The organism is Mucilaginibacter sp. UYCu711, assembly GCF_050433825.1.
Classification (GTDB): domain Bacteria; phylum Bacteroidota; class Bacteroidia; order Sphingobacteriales; family Sphingobacteriaceae; genus Mucilaginibacter.
Genome location: NZ_JBNPWM010000009.1, coordinates 17,890 through 35,016 on the forward strand (window position 1 = coordinate 17,890; position 17,127 = coordinate 35,016).

Genomic DNA, 17,127 nt, shown 5'->3' on the forward strand with positions numbered 1-17,127 from the left:
GCCGATATTTGATTGTTACTTTTCGTATAGAAGCTCTTTTTCGCCATACAAACGCTCGGCAACCATCCCCAGGTACCTGCATAACCGTACGAGTCTGTCCGACTGAACGATAGGATTAGATTCGTCCGTGTATTTGATACTACTTATAAATTCCAGCCAGGGCTCCTGTCCCATGGCGTAAACATATATCTCTTTTGGATGAAATATGTCAACCAATTCCATTCCTTTCGCACAATCTGAACCCGCAAGGCGACGGCTTCCGTCCATATCTCTAGGGAGTTTTTTGGTTAATAACGGACCATAGAGCCAGGTTAACGGCGCTCCGTCGCACTCCATGCCGATAAATAACACATCGACGTCTCCAATTAATTTATGAATATGCTTGTAAAGCGCTGGTTCGACAATTCGGGAATCCGCGAGAAAAACCAGTTTAAAGTCACCGATCTTCACCAGGTAACAACTCTTAGTAAGGATATTCATATCACTGTGCTCACCAATAAATGGTAGACCGGTTATCACCGCATCATTGAAATGTACAGTTTCCATTTCGTCCATCGCAACAACATTTTGAAAACCAATGTGATTAAACATCAGCTTTAAATCAGGGTCTTCCAATTTGCCGCTGGACGTACGTGGCACGATGAGATTTTTTATTTTATGCCGTAAAGGCAAAAGCGTTTCCAAAAGGATATGATCCTGGTGATTATGCGTAATTAGCACATAATCAATAGTGTCGGGCAGATCAGCATCGGAAAATCGTTGAACATCAGAATTATAACCATAATAACTGATCAGCGGGTCGACCAAAATGCTAATATCCTTCGTCTCCACTAAAATACAGGCATGTCCAAAGTAGCGCATCCTGATTTTATCTCCGGTATATTTTTCATAGACCGGAGGAGGCATTTCTGTAAAGAAAGTTTCAAATAGGTTTTCTTGCGAGGCTGTAATACCTATTAACGCCTTTATATATTCTAATGTCTGAGGAACCTTTTTCATTTTAGCCAGTTCATCAATACAGGAATGATCAAAAGGAATATCAAGCAGCAGTACATTAGGTTCGCTGAGTCTCGGAGTACTCAGGCAAAATGGACGCTCATCATTATCAGTCAGCCAAATCGCCAGACTTTGTGCACTTTTGTTATAAAATTCGCTTTCATATAATAAAGATTCAAAGAATCGGAAACCAGGGTTATTATTTCTGTCATAATATAATTCCACATAACCTTTTAAAATTTCGGGCACTTTTTGATAAAGTTCTTCTAGGCCATAGCCCTTTGCTTCGGCCAGCAAAAGGTTGTCCAGGTCTTTGACAGCTTTTGCAAACGCGATAAGGTTTTTTTGCCCTTCGTAAGATTCTTTTTTCAAGGTGGCAACTTCAGCTAACCTGGCGCCGCCGAAATCCATAAACGGGCCTCCACGCATCTTGGGGTTTAATACTGCCTCCGCATGGATTGATGGAGCATCCAGGTACGATTCTATAATGGTTAAATGCCTCCCGACAATATTCATTGCGGCCGTAGCAGGAGAAATAAGGTGGCTCCATGCGTACCATTTATCTACTAAGGGTTCAAAAACAACGTTAGGTTTTAAGTAGACCTGTTTAGTCATAATTTAAGTGTGTTATTGATTGGTGTATTAGTTTTTCAAAGATGATATCTAAGATCTTTTCGGGATGTTGTAAAATGAAAAAATGTTTGCCCGGCAACTGTATAAAGTCCACTTGCTGGGTCGTCTCCTTTTGCCATAACAACACGTCTTCAGTTTCAAGTTCTTCCTCGCTACCGGTAATAACCGTGAATGGAAGATTTAACGGCAAACGATCAGTATGTTGATAATTTTCGCTAATTTTGAAATCTGCACGAAGTATGGGTTCCAGATAGGCCAACAACTCCTCATTCTCCAGGATCTCTTGGGGCATCCCATCCAGTTTTCTGATTTCTTCAATAAACGCCGCTCTCTCTAATAAATGGCGCATTTTTTCCGACCGGGATTTAGACGAAGGACCGGACGTGCCGGAAATAAATACATGCTGCGGCTGCTCGCGATTGTTCTCGGCCAGTTTCAAAGTGAGCAGGTAGGCTAAAAGGCCACCCATGCTATGTCCATAAATGGCATAAGGACCGCTATTAGCGATCGCATTAACCTGCACATAAAGATCATCTATTAGTAACGTTATATCCGTAGCTAACTCTTCCTTTATTCTCGATCCCCGTCCCGGGTACTCCAGCGTAATTAAATTCAATACCGGTGGAGCCTTTTCTGAAAACAGCCGATAGGAATAGCGGTTGCCGCCTGCAAATGCAAGGCAAATCAGATTAATTGTTTTCACTTTATAGTCCTTTTTACTTTTTATTTCAAACTCTAAAATACGATAAAATTTTTGACTATTAAACGTATAAGTAATTATATTTATTTTTAATTTATATTAAAGGTAGCTAAAGATTCACGTTTTTCTATATTAAATTACGACCCCAAAAACATGCAGTAAATACAACATTTTCCGGACGGTCGTTCTCGGCTCATTTACCCGGGATGATAAATTTTTTATAAATTAATAGCTTACTCAATGTTGACCAAAGACTACCTTGTAGGCGATAAGCTGAAACGTATAGACCATCTAGGCGTCGCCGTAGAGCAAATTAACGCCTACTAACTAATTTGCCCGGAGCGACGGTTAGTCGGTGCAACGGTACCACATGCTAGAACTGTCTACATGAGCATTATTGCCAAAAACTCCGGCAAGGAATTGCTCAAACGCCCGTTTCTTATTACAACGACACTGCCGGCCTCATCTTGATTTACTCAATTTTTGTATCATTCTTTCGACTCAAATAAACACTATCTAGATTAAAAATAAATTTATCGATAGGATATTGGGCATTGCGTATAAATAGATTTTTTACGGTTCCACTTCATTCTTTTGAAATGCCTTTCGTACCAGCATGCCACTCCAGGCTGCCATCCCACCAATGAAACCACCAATAATAGCGGTAACCGCCAATACAAATATCCAATTCGGTAGATGAAAGAGGTGTGCTACCCGGTCAGCTAATTTATTGTTGTTAGGCAGACTTTTTATCAAAGCTAAAATAAGCCACCCGCAAAATAATCCGCCGAACCCGGCAGAAAAAGCCTGTGCTGATGTTTTGCCAAAGTAAAGTGTAACTAAAAACGCCATAACAGCAGCTGCCCACCAAGGCAAGACGTAACCACTTATAATTGTTAAAACGAGGATGATGAGGAATTGCATTCTATTTTGCGCTTAAAGTTAAAGTAGATTTGATCCGAGCTGAATTTTCCGTTGGCGATTGCAGGAAAAGCAGCTCATTCAACTTGCCGTCACGCCAGGTTTTAAACATGTCATCATAATAAAAGCTGCCGGGGTTGCCTGATTCGCCGCCAGGAAATACCCCATAGCCCTTTACTCGTGGCCCCATTTGCACTACCATTCGCCAAGATGGGCCGGAGCCATTCTTTAGCGCGTTAATTACATCGTTTGTTCCCCCTATGGAAAAATTACCGGTGCCAAATCCTGTAAGACTAGCTAGATGATCAATATGCGTAATTTTTACCATACCCCATTCCCAATTTTTGCCGGGTCTGCCTAGTTTGCTATTTAACTTAGCAACAGTCAAATTGAACGATCTCCTTAAAATATCTTCACAGTTTTCTTTTCCTGGTGTTAATGTGTTATCAAACCAATGCGAATTGGGTTCTTTTAATAAAAGTTTTTCAGTACGGTCAAATGATGGATATTTTAATAATGTTTTACTATCCTGATATTCATCGTTCCAGGTCAGCTGGTAAAATTTATCCCACCAATTGCTGAATATTGTTGCACCCATTGCATTTACATCAAAACGTTTATCCCAGTTTTTCAGAAGCTCATACGCCGACTTTTGCAAATCATCCATCCTCGATGGGTCCAGATATTTTAACATTGCTGGGAGTACATCTTCGGCGCGCGTGCTGTAATTATCGGATTGCATGACCCGGATGTTATCAACACTTGCCTGTTTTATTTGACTAAGCAGCATATTTATGCGCTTGCCGCGATCATAATTGCCAAAGTCCCAATTCAAATAATAAGGATAAGTTTTATCAGTCGCTGTTTGATTGGCCGAACTTACGAAACCGCGCTCCGGATTTTTGACTGTTGGGTTTTGTTCAGCAGGTATCCAGCCATGCCAATCGTTTGCCGGGTCGCTGCCATCTAAAATATATTTGCCCTGATCTTTAAACTTAACTGGGAATTTACCATTGGCTGTTATTGCAATATCATTATCGTTACTGGCAAACACAAAGTTTTGGGCTGGGGCAGTATAGTGTGACAAAGCTTCGCGATAGTCTTCATAATTCTTACCCCGGTTTAACCGATAAAAAGTCAAAAGATCATCTGACTCATCATGGGCTATCCATCTAAGTGCATTACCTACTGGCACATTGTTGTGTGTGCCTTTTGCTTTCTGCGCCGTAGTTTCATAAACGACCGGGCCATGATGGGTGTAAATGACGGTGTCATTTACGGGGCTTCCTCCGCGTACTTTAATGACCTCGATGCGCCGGGTTACTTTGTTCCATTGGTTATTATACCAGTATTCATTTCTTGACACATCTTTAAATTTGATTTGGTACCAATCTAACACATCGGCGTCAACATTGGTTACTCCCCAGCTTATTTGTTGGTTGTAGCCGACAATTATACAAGGTGCGCCAGGAATTGAAACACCAGCTACATTCACACCCGGAGCGGCCAATTGCACTTGATACCAAATAGCTGGTAAGGTTAAATTCAAATGCGGGTCATTTGCTAAAATTGGATAACCGGAACTCGTTTTACTGCCGCGTATGGCCCAATTATTACTGCCGATTCCTTCTTGTTTCTGGATAGTTTTTAGGGTAGCTGTCATTTGTGCGATGAAGCTGGGAGATGGCTTGGGGATTTCGACGGGTCTAAAATTCCATTGAGTACCCGCCGGAATGATTGGGTCGTCATGGAATTGTTCTGCGGGAAAAAGATCGTTGGTAGCCATTGCTCCAAAATGTTTTAAGGTGTTGGTCATGGCAAACTGGCTGCTGCCACCCGCTAAGGTTTCGGACATCAGCTTTAAAAGAAACGCGCAATTAATTGGCTTCCAATCCTCGGGCGCATAATCCATTAGTTTAAATTCTATTGGGTAATTTTTTGGCGAAAGCTGGTGCACATAACTATTAACGCCTTGTGTATAAGCCTCCAACATCGTCCTTATGACGGGTTCCTTCATCATACCGCGTAAGGTGTTTTCGGCGCCGTAAACCATACCTATGCGACGCTGGTATTGGTCATTACCCAAGGCCTTTGGACCTATAATTTCGGCTAATCTACCCGAAGCACTACGTGTTTGTATGTCCATTTGCCACAGGCGATCACGAGCAGTTACATAGCCTTGGCCATAATACAGATCATGGTCGTTTTCGGCGAAGATATGGGGTATGCGATTCTCGTCATAACGAATGGTTACTTTGCCTAACAGGCCGGGAAGTTTTAAATTTTCGCCAGCCGGTTGAGTTTTACTTTCTGCATTGTGCCAAAAACCGCTTACCGGGTTTAAAAACTTACCCAACGGCGGCACTTCTCCAATTCTTGTTTGCAGTAACAAAATCAGCGTGACTGTTATAGAAATTGCCAGAAGTGCTTTAAGTTTTTTCATTAAGCTTATTTAACGCAATATAAAAAAATATATAGTCATATATAAAATTAAACACGGCTCACTAATTAGACTATCATCATGACATGTGATATAAGCTAGCCTATAAGGCTGTCATACTAAAGATTTATAGCGTCAGATAAATATAAATAAGGTGATGAGTGCACCAGAGCTTTTAAGCTATGATTGAGTTATAGCGAATATAATTAAGTACCGTCATTAATAAACCTTCGCTTTAACAGGCTAGCATATTCCAATACAATCGAGACATCCATACGTGTTAAAAAAATTAACAATAGCCTTTATTACTATTTTAGACTGTTTCTGCGCTGATAACGAGGTGGGTCCTATCGAATTTTTAGGGGCTTTAATTTATTTCTAAAGGGGCTTATTTTGTTATAATTTAACGACGGAATCAGATTCCCTTAGCTTACAATATATCTGGGTAAAATAAGACATTTTAAGAATAGCGAAAACGAATCCTCGCGCGCCATCACGAAAACCGCCTAATAAAATAAAACTACCAAAAAAATAAGCCGGCCCTAAGAAAACACTTTTTATTAATCTGTATTTTAATCGTTGTTTCCAGGTTAGCATTTCTAATTTTGAATGATCAGCAATTGTTTTCGTAAATCTTTCAGCCTCCCAAAATGCGTATTCGTTATGTTTTTCAATATAGTGCGCTAATCCACGAAAATCCCGGTGGTCTATTTTAGCATTGATAACACCCAGGGGTCCGGTGATAATTGGGTGCTCATGGATCTCCATATCTAAATTGCTCCATCGGTCTTCGTCGATCTTTTCATATTCCCCGGCATTAACCTGAAAAAGGGCAAGTTTCTTTAATGGATAGCCTCCTTTTAGCTTTTGTCCCAAAAAATAGATCGTATAGTTCAGCCAATAGCCGACTTTATCGTCTTTTTTTAAAACGCTGACCAGTTCGCTTTTAAATTCAGGGGTTAGGTATTCATCCGCATCTAAAAAAAGCACCCACTTAGTTACCGGTGTATGGTTACGAAGGTACCAATTTCTTTTTTTTGGGAATTTTCCATCCCATTCAAAGTCGACAATTTCCACATTATATTGCTTAGCGATCGTTTTTGTATTATCCGTGCTACCTGAATCAATTATCACTACTTTTTTTACAAAGTCCTTACCTATCGAATCCAAGCACCCAGGTAAATTGACCTCTTCGTTTTTTACGGGTATAGCAATTGTCAAATCTAGCAACATTTTATAGTTTGAAGGATGTTTTAAAACTTCGGTAGCTTCCGAGGCTGAGATAACCATACCACCAAGTCCCTTAATTTATAATTCTTTTTTTTATAGCAACACACGGATGCCCTGCGCAAACCATCCACGATGGCATATCTTTGTTCACAACGGCCCGGGCACCAATCACACAGCCGTCACCAATGGTAACTCCGGCATGGATGAATACTTCGGCTGCTATCCAAGCGTCATCACCAATAATAATTGGCTTGATAACTAATGGAAAGCCCATAACTGTATAGTCATGGGTGCCGGCACATAAATGTGCTCCTTGGGAAATTACGGCCTTGCCCCCTATGGTAATTTTACCTTGTGAATATAGTATCGCTCCACTTGCGATACCGCATTGATCCTTTAATTCAATATTCCAGGGGGCCCAAATTTTTACCTTAGGGTATATGTGGACGCCTCTACCCACCTTTGCCCCAAAGATACGAAGGATAAAAGCGCGCCATTTAAAAAAGGTTTTTGGAGAATATTGAAAGAAAAGAACATAAGTAAATCCCCATATAACCCTGCTTACACGGTTTCGTAACGTAAAAGATGGTCCCGTATGTGTGTCCGTATTAACCATAAAAAACAGGTAAAATCATATAATTTTCATAAAATGGGTGTTATTAATCCAGTATAATATAAAGATATTTTTTGTTTCTGTATTTATTATTTAGGTTAAAAATTAAAGATCAACCCTTGTAGTTGTAGGATCAACCACAAAACTTTGTGTAACAGGGCTTGCAGCGTTATAAATACTGTTACCTGGTTGATCTGCTTTTATGACCACTTTGCCTGGACCGATAATTGTTACACTGTTTCCTGATATTTTAGCGGGGCCTGATATAACAGTATAACTTATGGGTAAGTTAGACGTTGATGTGGCGGTTAAAGTAAATGGCACAGTTCCATTCTGTTTTGTTTCAATACTATTAAAAGTAATAGACTGGTCAATTTTATTTAAAATAAATTTTAATGCTTGTAAATCGACAATTCTATCATAATTGGCACCTTTGGTCCAAAAATGAACACGAAATGTCGTGGGATTTGTTGGGTCTGCTCTTGGATCTTCTGTATTAGAGGTAGTTACCGACTTAAAGGATCCATATGTAAATGAAATTTTACCATTGTCATATTTTATCTCCATTGGTTGGGATTCATTTGTAATAACAGTCATATCGTCAATGGTAGCTGATGATATATTTTGGTCATTTGCATGCACACTAACCACATGATCAAAATCAGTAGTAAAGTTGTCAACGGTATAAAATCTAGTGATTATTTTGCCTGCGTTATCAAGTATTTCTATATCACTTCCACCTTTGTTAAATGGATCATTTGCTGTATTACCTTCTAAGTTAAGTTTGCCGGATAATATCCATGTTTTCAACTTTTCATTAGTGCCTAAATCTCTGTCAACATTATAACTTCCGCTATTTTGCCTGTAAAGAATGTAAACATCTACACCAGTATATGCTTTATAACCCGCTTTAACGGTCCAGTATTTACTATATCTATTTGTATAATCTTCCGAGTTACTTCGCTTCCATCCGTACAAGTTATCTTGCACTATAGTATTATACTTTAATCCCGTCATTAAATCAACACCCGTTGATGCTATGGCCTTTGCGCTGATAGATGAATAAGCGATCGGTATGTTTTGTACAACGATGGTTTTTAACCCGGTAATTTTCCATTTGTGTACACCTCCATGATAACCTTCATCACCATGCCATAACGATAACTCGTCATTATTAGTTCCTTTTACCAATTGAGGCGTCAAACTATTTCCTGCCATCATCGCAGGGGCCTGTAGAGATGATGGATATTCTCCTTTTGCCATACCAAACTGTCCTATGGCAAGTCCATTGGATAAATAATAATTATATTTATTAGTTTGGCCCTGCTTCCAAAATTCTCCATGATAACCTGTTATAATGCTAGTATCAACAACCATGGCTGCACTTCCGGCGTAATTATTTACTGTATTTCCTATATCGAAATAAGATGGATCAGGAAACGGGCCGTTATAACTTATATCTGTTGATTTAGCGGTTTTCCAAAGCCACTTATTACTTCCCTTTTTTATTGCTCCTAAATGATATCCTGTGCTATGATCTGTAGAATAATTATAAAATATAACTTCATTATTAGAGGTCACACAATCACTCCTGAATCCTTCTAACGGAAGGGGGCCCCTGTCTGTCAATTGAGAAATATCAGCAAGCTTTTCTCCAATAGGATTCCACACGGGATTTCCCGAGCCATCAAATCCCATAAAGTCATATTTAATTAAATCGTCAGTTATTATTGCTCCTGTGCCATCAATTGAGCTAGCTGGTTTAATAATTCCTGTAAACCTCAATTGATTGTTTCCGGCCGGCAATTCTACCAATTCATAAAAATCTGAAGGATTAGCACCAAAAATGCGTAGATATCCAAAAGTTTTGCTAATGTTGTTTGAGGTAAAAGTGTTAACAAATTTCAATTTGCTAAATGAGTCATATTTTTTTCCCACAGTTGCACCCCAGTTCTTAACCAGCGTCCAACCTGTGCTGCCGCTTATAGTTGTCACATTATCAACAGCAAACTCTAAATATTCGGCACCAATGCGTGAAAGATTATTTTTATCAACCCACGTCGTGTAAGACGGACCTACAGACATTATATTATTTATAAAATTTCTATTTGCATCGTAGTGCTGAACCCTAAAATTTCCCGGATCGTTTACCCAAAAGGAGCCGTCTGGCTGAAAGGCTATGAATACTAGGAAACCTTTTGATGACGAGTACATTGCGCCCAGGGTATTGTTGAAATAAAACTTGTTGTTTGTTACGGTAGCATCGTTCATATAGCCGCCTGCATCTCCAAGTATCCATAATAAGTTTCCATTACTAATACTATATGCTTTTACTTGTTGACTTGATATCTCACCATCCGCAACTAAAATAGTAGAATTATCAGGAGATACAGCCAATGCAAGAGGAGCTAATGGTTGTGCAGAACCGGAAATAGTAAGATCAGCAGTTGAAATTGTGCCATCAGCATTTACAGAATATCTGGATATATTATTATTTCCAGATACCATCCATAAATTATCATTCTTATCTACGCACAGCGCCCTGGGGGAGGTTATTGATATTGATTGTGCTAAATTTCCCGTCGCTTTGTTTATAACATAAAGCGTATTTAAACCAGCTCGTGCAATAAACAGGTATTTACTGGTCGTTTGCACTGCAAGGCCGGTTATAAAAGAGTTAGGTTTATCCAATAAACTAATTGCACTATATTGCCTGCCGTAAACTTGATTATGGGTTACTCCTCCCGGAAGTATTATATCTGAATCATCGCTTATTTTTTTTGCATACACCCAACTTATATTCGACGTAGTGGGAGCATAAGGGTCAAACCCCGCCCAATATGTTGTTTTGCCGTCGTTAACTACAATATCTGTATTTGCTGTTGTGGTATTATATCTTTCAATATTTATCTTTTCCTGGGGCTTAGAAATTAAAAACTTATTAACGCTAGGCCTGGCTTCACTATATCCGCTACAATAATAAGCTGTATTCCCTGCAATAGTCATTCCGGTCATGAAATAATATTGCGCAGCATGCACTGTACTTCCTGTTTGATTAGTGGAAGTGTTTCCTATAACTCCCTGCCAAGTATATTTAACATTGTTAGAAACTACTTTTACAATATAATTACCATCCGCTGCTTGGTTTCCATCATCATCTTTACCGTCCCAATTTATTGAATAGGTACCTGCATCATATTTAACAAGGCTCCACAAAGTTCTTAATAATGTACCATCATTTGTATAAACCCCCGCACTTGTTTTAGCTGCAATTTTCAAAGTAAATGTATATGGACCTGGAAATGATGTAGTATTACTTGCTTGTCCAAAAAGCAAATTAGTTGAAACAATACCTACAAAAATTAAAATAAAAAAAATATAGCTCCAAGCCGATTTTTTCTCCAAGTTTCCAATTGTTTTTTTTGTTGATGAATTTGACGATATAGCGAAATGTGACATAATATTGATACTATTTGACTTTTATACGATAGATTCATAATTTTTGTTATTATACTTTCCGATCAAAGACTAGCAGGCAATTCCATACTTACTTTTAGATGGTGGTAAATCATAATTATAAATGGGGGTAGATAACTTAAATATTTAATTTAACATTTATATAATTAAATAAAAATTTAAATAATTTACTCCAAAAAAACCGTTGCTTTTCTAATACAAACCCAATTAAAAACGACAAAGAAAGTGTAAAAACAAAAGGCAACCATAATTGGACGATTGCATGAACCTTATAGTTAAAAATTGCATCAAATAAAATAAATAAAGGCGTATGCAAAACATATAATGGAAATGTAAGATCTGCTATTATTCTTAATAATATAATGGATTGTGGCTGTTTTATACCTGCTTTACCTTCAGGTAAAAGCCAAAGAGCTATACCAATAAATAAGCCAATAAATAAATCTGAAATAAAACGGCTTGCATAAAATAAAGGGGGCGTACCTAATTGAAAAGGTAGTGCAGGCAAATATAAAACTAAATTACCGGCCACCACAAATGCTAACATAACAAGTATATTCAAAATGATCCTTTTTGTATCGGGTACACGTAATTTATATGCACAATAACCTACCAACCAAATTGACATCATTGAGAGTATTTTTGGCCCTACGATAAAGCAAGCGAGTAAGGGCAACAATATATATTTAAGTCCAGGCTTGCGATAAAACCACAGTCCGAAAATCATGTAGAAACAAAATTCATAACCTAACGACCATAGCGGCATATCCATTGGCGGAGCTGCTGAAAGAAACCATATCTCATTTAAAAACAATGCTGCCGCAAAGTAACGCGGCCATGAAGCTCCTCTGGTATACAAAGCATATAATTCCGGACTATTCAGGTAAACAATATATTGGCAAATGGCCGTTATAACTAAAGCCGGTAAAACTATGGAATACAAGCGGCTGAAACGCGCAATCATATACTGTACCCCGCCACGGTTTTTAATTGTAGTTGTATAGGCAATTACATAACCCGATAATACAAAAAATATAATTACTGCCGCATGAGCAAAATTTTCGATCATTGGTGCATTTTTTATTGAAGACAAAAAGTGGTGTTGAAGATGATACGAGACCACCATCAATGCGGCGAGTATCCTAAGTGTATCAAGAACAACGCTTGAATATCCGGAAATTACGCGTGGTTTATCAGACATTATATAATCGCTTGGTATTGTTTATACGATAAAATCATCGTTTTTGTTATTTAACTAACAGACTACTCAAAAAATATTAATATTTTATTGGATGTTTCATAGAAGCATGTAATTGCTCTAAATGTTCAATTTAATTTTTATATAATTAAATAAATAAGTAAACCATTTATTCCAGACAAATCGTTGTTTTTCCAGGATTAATCCAAATATAACCGCAAAAAAAACAATAAAAAGGCAGGGGAGCCATAGCTGAAACATATCATTTACTTTATAATTAAAAATTGCATCAAATAAAACAAGCAAAGGGTAATGCAAAATATATAAAGGAAAAGTTAGATCAGCCAGAGTTCTAAACCATCTCACAGATTTAGTTTGATTTATTTTTTTGTCGCTCTGTGGTAAAAGCCAAAGGGCCAAACCAATAAAACAACCAATAATAAAGTCAGAAATAAAACGACCTGCAAGAAATAGTGGCGGCCTACCTAATTCAAAAGGAATTGATGGTAAATAAGCTATCATCAACCCAGCCAAAATGAAACTGGTGTAAACAAAAAAATATGAATTGACATCATTAATTAAAGGCCTTTTTATTTTATATGCCCAATAACCCACTAACCAAATTGGCATCATTGAAAGTATTTTTGGCCCTACAACGATACAAACCAGTAATGGCAATAACATATATTTAAATCCTGGTTTACGATAAAACCAAAGCCCAAAAATCATATAAAAAGAGAACTCAAAGCTCAATGACCATAAGGGTCCATTCATTGGTGGGGCAGCTGAAAAAAACCATATTTCATTTAAAAACGACAATGATAATAGGTAACGTGGCCACGATGCTCCCCTGGTGTAGAATGCATATAGCCTCGGACTATTTAAGCTAACAATAAATTGACAAATAGCTGTTATTACCAAAGCAGGCAAAACTATTGAATACAACCGGCTGAAACGTGCAATTAGATATTGCAATCCACCACGGTTTTTAACTGTTGTGGTAAAAGCAATTACATAACCCGATAAAACAAAAAATACAACTACCGCTGAATGCGCCAGATTTTCTATTATTTTTCCACTTTCTATTGAAAATAAAAAGTGCTGTTGCAAATGATGAAACACCACCATTAATGCAGCCAATATCCTAAGTGTATCTAAAACAACACTTGAATACCCTGAAATCATACGTGGTTTATCAGGCATACTGCAGAAGTAGAATATTTATATGGTTCTATATTTTGAATACAAATTAAAATATTGCGCCGCTAATTTAGTCGGTTTGTATTCACTTCTTATCTGTTCCGGCACGTCATGCCTTATTTTATATCTTTTTTCATTTTCCTTATAAATAGTAATTATAAGTTCTTGTATATTATTTACATCATTACTGCCTACCCAACCGTAATCATTTTTCTTTACATAACTAAATAACCCAACCTGGTCACTTATCAAAACAGGTGTACCAACCGATAAGGATTCTATCACTACAATTGCAAAATTCTCGCTATGTGATGTTAACGCAAACATATCCAGGTTGGCTAAAAATTTAAATTTATCTTCGCCATTTTTCCATCCAACCCATTCAATATTTGAACTAATTCCAATTTGTTTTGATAATGCCTTTAAGGATTCTACATACTCAATTTCACCTGAGCCGGCAACCAAAAGTTTATACGGAAAATCTATAGTACCTAGAGCCTTGATTAAAAGATCCAGGCCTTTTTTTGGATCTATCCGTGATAAAAAACCAATTGTAAAGACCTGATTTGAATGACGCTCATAATTTTTCTCTGAAAGGGTTACCAGATTAGGTATAATCATTCCTTTCCATCCCGGTACTACTTTTTGAGATTCATCCCATTCCATATCGGTAGATACATGTAGTATAGTATTTCTCAGTATTTTTTTTCCGATCAATCCTTGTGTCCATTTCTTTATATTACTATTATTAGTTTTCAATATATAATTACTAAACATTCCATGCGGGGAAATTACCGGGATAACTTTATTTTTTTTACAAATCAGGGCAGCACCCAATATCAACACATTCCACCAGGAATGTAAATGCACTGCATCAAACTCCTTAACTTGCTTATTTAACTTCCTCCACAAAGCAGGGGATATGTGGGTATGATCACCAGTGATCCGTTTAAAATAGAAAACCTCTACCCCATCTACAATTTGGGCCGTTCCGGGAATCATATCTAGTTCAGATTTACCATTAGCAGTAGTTGTATAAACTGTAACCAAATGTCCCAGTTTTACCAGACTTTCTGCAAGTAATGCAATTACAACAACTGGCCCACCATAAATGTAAGCAGGTTTATAGGATGGGGCAATAAAAAGAATTTTCATGTGTACATGATGTTACAGTTAAACCTCATCGAAATATACCTTAAATTTCTACCAATTTAAAATAAATTTTTTCTATAGCGTCAAGTGCTGCATCTGTATCAAAACGTCCAGCGTTTTCCATCCCTTTTTTTATGATTACTTCACGTTCTGTTGAAGATAAATTTATAATGTAATCTACTTTATTAGCCGCGTTCTTTACCCATACGGCTCTCTCATCATTTGTATCCGGCATTAAGGGAAGTAACAAGCCTGCATCACCTGCAACTTCAGTCATAGGTTTTTCATTAGTTGTAAGAACAGGACAACCTGAAGCCATAGCTTCGGCAATAGGCCAACCAAATCCTTCTGCAAGTGATGGGAAAATTAGTACAGATGCACAGTAATAAGCGGCTCGAACCTTTTCATCGGTTAAATTATCAAGGAAATAAATGTCCTCTTTATAATTAGATGTTTCTTTTTTTAGTAACAATTCTTTCGATGGATTTTCGCCAATTAATAACAAGGGGAGCTTTTTGTTTGCAATATTGCGCCATGCATTATAAATTTCAATAACACCGGGCCTGTTTTTGTACCATTGATTGCCGCCCACATGAAGTAAAAAGCCATTTATAAACGGCAGTTCTAATTCTTTACTAAGTAATGTTCTTGAATTGTCTATACTGATCGATCGAATGAACTTTTGATTTAATCCGTTATATACCACTTCACAAACTTCAGGTTTAGAATTTAAAAGGCTCAACAGATCTTCTTTTGTTTTTTGTGATACAGATATAAAATTTTTTGCTTTAGAATATCCACGGCGGATAAAGTTCTGATATATCTTCCCGCTTAAAGATGTTGGATTTTTTTTTATTTTCCCTAGAGCTGAAAACTGGGCCAGAAAATCATGGCAATGCACCACATGGGTTTTACCATTTACTAAAGATACCCACGGACCAAGTGCCTGATCTATGAAAACATAAAGGATATCGTTGCTTAAATACTTAATCCTTCTCCTAACTTGAATAGGGAAAACGATATATTGATCAATATAACCTAACCATTTTTTTAAATTGCTTTTATCTGAAATATTAAAAAATTTAGGCTCAGGTTTCCATATGTTAATGTCGTGCCCGCGTTTCAGCATACCATCTGAAAGCATTTTGGTAAAGCGGGGCATACTTTGATGTCCTAGAAAATCAGGATGCGTAAAAAAAATTATTTTCACAATAAATAAATTAGTACTAATTAGCTGATTGGTTGAAACGATTCCTCATCATTTTTAAGGGAAGCCAATAGTAACCCTCCGATGAGTGTACTAAAACCTAAAGACGTTGGTTGGGCCCATTGGCCTTGTGAAACATTAATAAAAGCAAAACTCAACAACAACCAGGGCAAAGAATCACCAATAACCATCTTTCTGTAACTGGCTGCAGCAAACTTTAAAGTTAACCCCACCCTAACAAAAATTACCCCTAAACCCATTAGTGGTCCCATTTCACCTATCAGTCGTCCCCATTCAGCTTCTGAAATTAAAAATGTTTGTTTTCCACTTAATAACATGCTACCGACATTTGTGCCCATACCTAAGCCAAAACCAAAGAACGGTTGATTAGCAGATCCTACTAAGGCGGTAACAAGTCCACCTAAAACTCGATCAATTAAAACTCCTTTTACTAACCCACCTTCCTGCTCATTCGCCGAATCGAAACGATCTGTAAATGCCCCACTTGCTGTTTTAAAGAAACTTGTTTGACTTAATAGAGCCAAAACAATTCCCCCTGCTATGACTGCAATCAATACCTTGCCAATATATTCGGGCTTTCTTAATGCAACCATTAAAGTAAATGCCATTGTTAAACATACTTCAAAAAATAAGGTTCTGCTTATTGATATCGGTATTGAAGAAATCATAGCTACAGATGCAGCAATTAAAAGCACTTTATTTACTTTTTTACTGTTTAACCAAAAATAAAACACAAATGGAGCAAGCCAGCCGAAATAAAGTGATGTTCCGTTAGTGAATGAAAATGTGCCCGGTGGTCTGAGAAAATCGCCAGACCCACTAAAGCCGGCACCGGCCATGTCACCTCCTACTCCCCTATTTACCCAATCTGACTGCGGACTTTTAAATTGTAAATAAATAAGCACAATCATTGGTATGGCAATATACAAGGTTACTTTACCCATTTTTATTATATCCTCGCGATTAAATACTTGTCCAATTACAAATATCAAAGGAAAATGAAATAAAAGAATGCGTGCACCATATAATGCAACCCAAACGTTACCATGACCAATAAAAACAGCTGTATAAATTCCCATTATCCCAAGTACAAGAATAACTTTTAGATAGATGCTTGATGGAAGAATTCCTCGTTTCCAGCTAGTATAAACAAGCCAGATAGCTATTGGATCGCGAATAACCAATAACGGCGTAGCCAAGCCGGGTAAAAACCATTTACGTAATGCGCCCTCAAAAATCAAGAGGAGGAAATAAGCCCATATGCCGTGTTTAAACCACTTATCTCTGTCATTTTCATTTTTTACAACTGAATTTATATTTATTGGTTGCATTTTAAAAA

Annotated in this window: 12 protein-coding genes; all 12 read right to left on the bottom strand. The window is 37.5% G+C overall.

Translation table 11 applies throughout. The features are described from left to right. Positions 1 to 15 precede the first annotated feature (15 nt). The 12 genes from ABIB50_RS18550 to ABIB50_RS18605 all read right to left on the bottom strand — a co-directional run bounded on the left by ABIB50_RS18550 (position 16) and on the right by ABIB50_RS18605 (position 17,119). A complete protein-coding gene (locus tag ABIB50_RS18550; protein WP_429382140.1) occupies positions 16 to 1,611 on the bottom strand; it encodes an MBL fold metallo-hydrolase in 1,596 nt (531 codons plus the stop codon). After that, the gene (locus tag ABIB50_RS18555; RefSeq protein WP_429382141.1) at positions 1,604 to 2,332 is read right to left on the bottom strand and encodes a thioesterase II family protein; all 729 of its coding nucleotides are present in this window, start codon (positions 2,330 to 2,332) and stop codon (positions 1,604 to 1,606) included. Before ABIB50_RS18555 ends, ABIB50_RS18550 begins: the two co-directional genes overlap by 8 nt. A 570-nt stretch (positions 2,333 to 2,902) precedes the next feature. Next, positions 2,903 to 3,253 carry a hypothetical protein gene (locus ABIB50_RS18560; protein WP_429382143.1) on the bottom strand — a complete coding sequence of 117 codons (351 nt, stop codon included), beginning with the start codon at positions 3,251 to 3,253 and terminating at the stop codon, positions 2,903 to 2,905. Position 3,254: 1 nt separating this feature from the next. Beyond that, complete coding sequence (locus tag ABIB50_RS18565; RefSeq protein ID WP_429382144.1) at positions 3,255 to 5,693, bottom strand: penicillin acylase family protein; 2,439 nt, start codon at positions 5,691 to 5,693, stop codon at positions 3,255 to 3,257. Between the two features lie 393 nt (positions 5,694 to 6,086). After that, positions 6,087 to 6,980, bottom strand: coding sequence for a glycosyltransferase family 2 protein (locus ABIB50_RS18570; protein ID WP_429382146.1), 894 nt, complete (start codon positions 6,978 to 6,980; stop codon positions 6,087 to 6,089). Positions 6,981 to 6,993: 13 nt separating this feature from the next. Beyond that, positions 6,994 to 7,536 (bottom strand): putative colanic acid biosynthesis acetyltransferase, encoded by a 543-nt coding sequence (locus tag ABIB50_RS18575; protein ID WP_429382148.1) that lies wholly within the window; start codon positions 7,534 to 7,536, stop codon positions 6,994 to 6,996. 102 nt (positions 7,537 to 7,638) lie between these two features. Further along, positions 7,639 to 10,938 (bottom strand): FlgD immunoglobulin-like domain containing protein, encoded by a 3,300-nt coding sequence (locus tag ABIB50_RS18580; protein ID WP_429382150.1) that lies wholly within the window; start codon positions 10,936 to 10,938, stop codon positions 7,639 to 7,641. A gap of 190 nt (positions 10,939 to 11,128) precedes the next feature. Further along, on the bottom strand, positions 11,129 to 12,211 hold the full coding sequence (locus tag ABIB50_RS18585) for an acyltransferase family protein (RefSeq protein WP_429382151.1): 1,083 nt from the start codon (positions 12,209 to 12,211) through the stop codon (positions 11,129 to 11,131). Between the two features lie 117 nt (positions 12,212 to 12,328). After that, complete coding sequence (locus ABIB50_RS18590; protein ID WP_429382153.1) at positions 12,329 to 13,411, bottom strand: acyltransferase family protein; 1,083 nt, start codon at positions 13,409 to 13,411, stop codon at positions 12,329 to 12,331. Positions 13,412 to 13,429: 18 nt separating this feature from the next. Further along, positions 13,430 to 14,563, bottom strand: coding sequence for an XrtY-associated glycosyltransferase XYAG1 (locus ABIB50_RS18595; RefSeq protein WP_429382155.1), 1,134 nt, complete (start codon positions 14,561 to 14,563; stop codon positions 13,430 to 13,432). Between the two features lie 40 nt (positions 14,564 to 14,603). Next, positions 14,604 to 15,770 carry a glycosyltransferase gene (locus tag ABIB50_RS18600; RefSeq protein WP_429382157.1) on the bottom strand — a complete coding sequence of 389 codons (1,167 nt, stop codon included), beginning with the start codon at positions 15,768 to 15,770 and terminating at the stop codon, positions 14,604 to 14,606. A gap of 20 nt (positions 15,771 to 15,790) precedes the next feature. Next, positions 15,791 to 17,119, bottom strand: a complete 1,329-nt coding sequence (locus tag ABIB50_RS18605; protein ID WP_429382159.1) for a hypothetical protein — start codon at positions 17,117 to 17,119, stop codon at positions 15,791 to 15,793. Between the last annotated feature and the right edge of the window lie 8 nt (positions 17,120 to 17,127).

Bases quoted from the DNA above. Each gene is read 5' to 3' on its own strand.
- ABIB50_RS18550 (WP_429382140.1), bottom strand. From the start codon at position 1,611: ATGACTAAACAGGTCTACTTAAAACCTAACGTTGTTTTTGAACCCTTA.
- ABIB50_RS18560 (WP_429382143.1), bottom strand. From the start codon at position 3,253: ATGCAATTCCTCATCATCCTCGTTTTAACAATTATAAGTGGTTACGTC.
- ABIB50_RS18565 (WP_429382144.1), bottom strand. From the start codon at position 5,693: ATGAAAAAACTTAAAGCACTTCTGGCAATTTCTATAACAGTCACGCTG.
- ABIB50_RS18570 (WP_429382146.1), bottom strand. From the start codon at position 6,980: ATGGTTATCTCAGCCTCGGAAGCTACCGAAGTTTTAAAACATCCTTCA.
- ABIB50_RS18575 (WP_429382148.1), bottom strand. From the start codon at position 7,536: ATGGTTAATACGGACACACATACGGGACCATCTTTTACGTTACGAAAC.
- ABIB50_RS18585 (WP_429382151.1), bottom strand. From the start codon at position 12,211: ATGTCTGATAAACCACGCGTAATTTCCGGATATTCAAGCGTTGTTCTT.
- ABIB50_RS18590 (WP_429382153.1), bottom strand. From the start codon at position 13,411: ATGCCTGATAAACCACGTATGATTTCAGGGTATTCAAGTGTTGTTTTA.
- ABIB50_RS18595 (WP_429382155.1), bottom strand. From the start codon at position 14,563: ATGAAAATTCTTTTTATTGCCCCATCCTATAAACCTGCTTACATTTAT.
- ABIB50_RS18605 (WP_429382159.1), bottom strand. From the start codon at position 17,119: ATGCAACCAATAAATATAAATTCAGTTGTAAAAAATGAAAATGACAGA.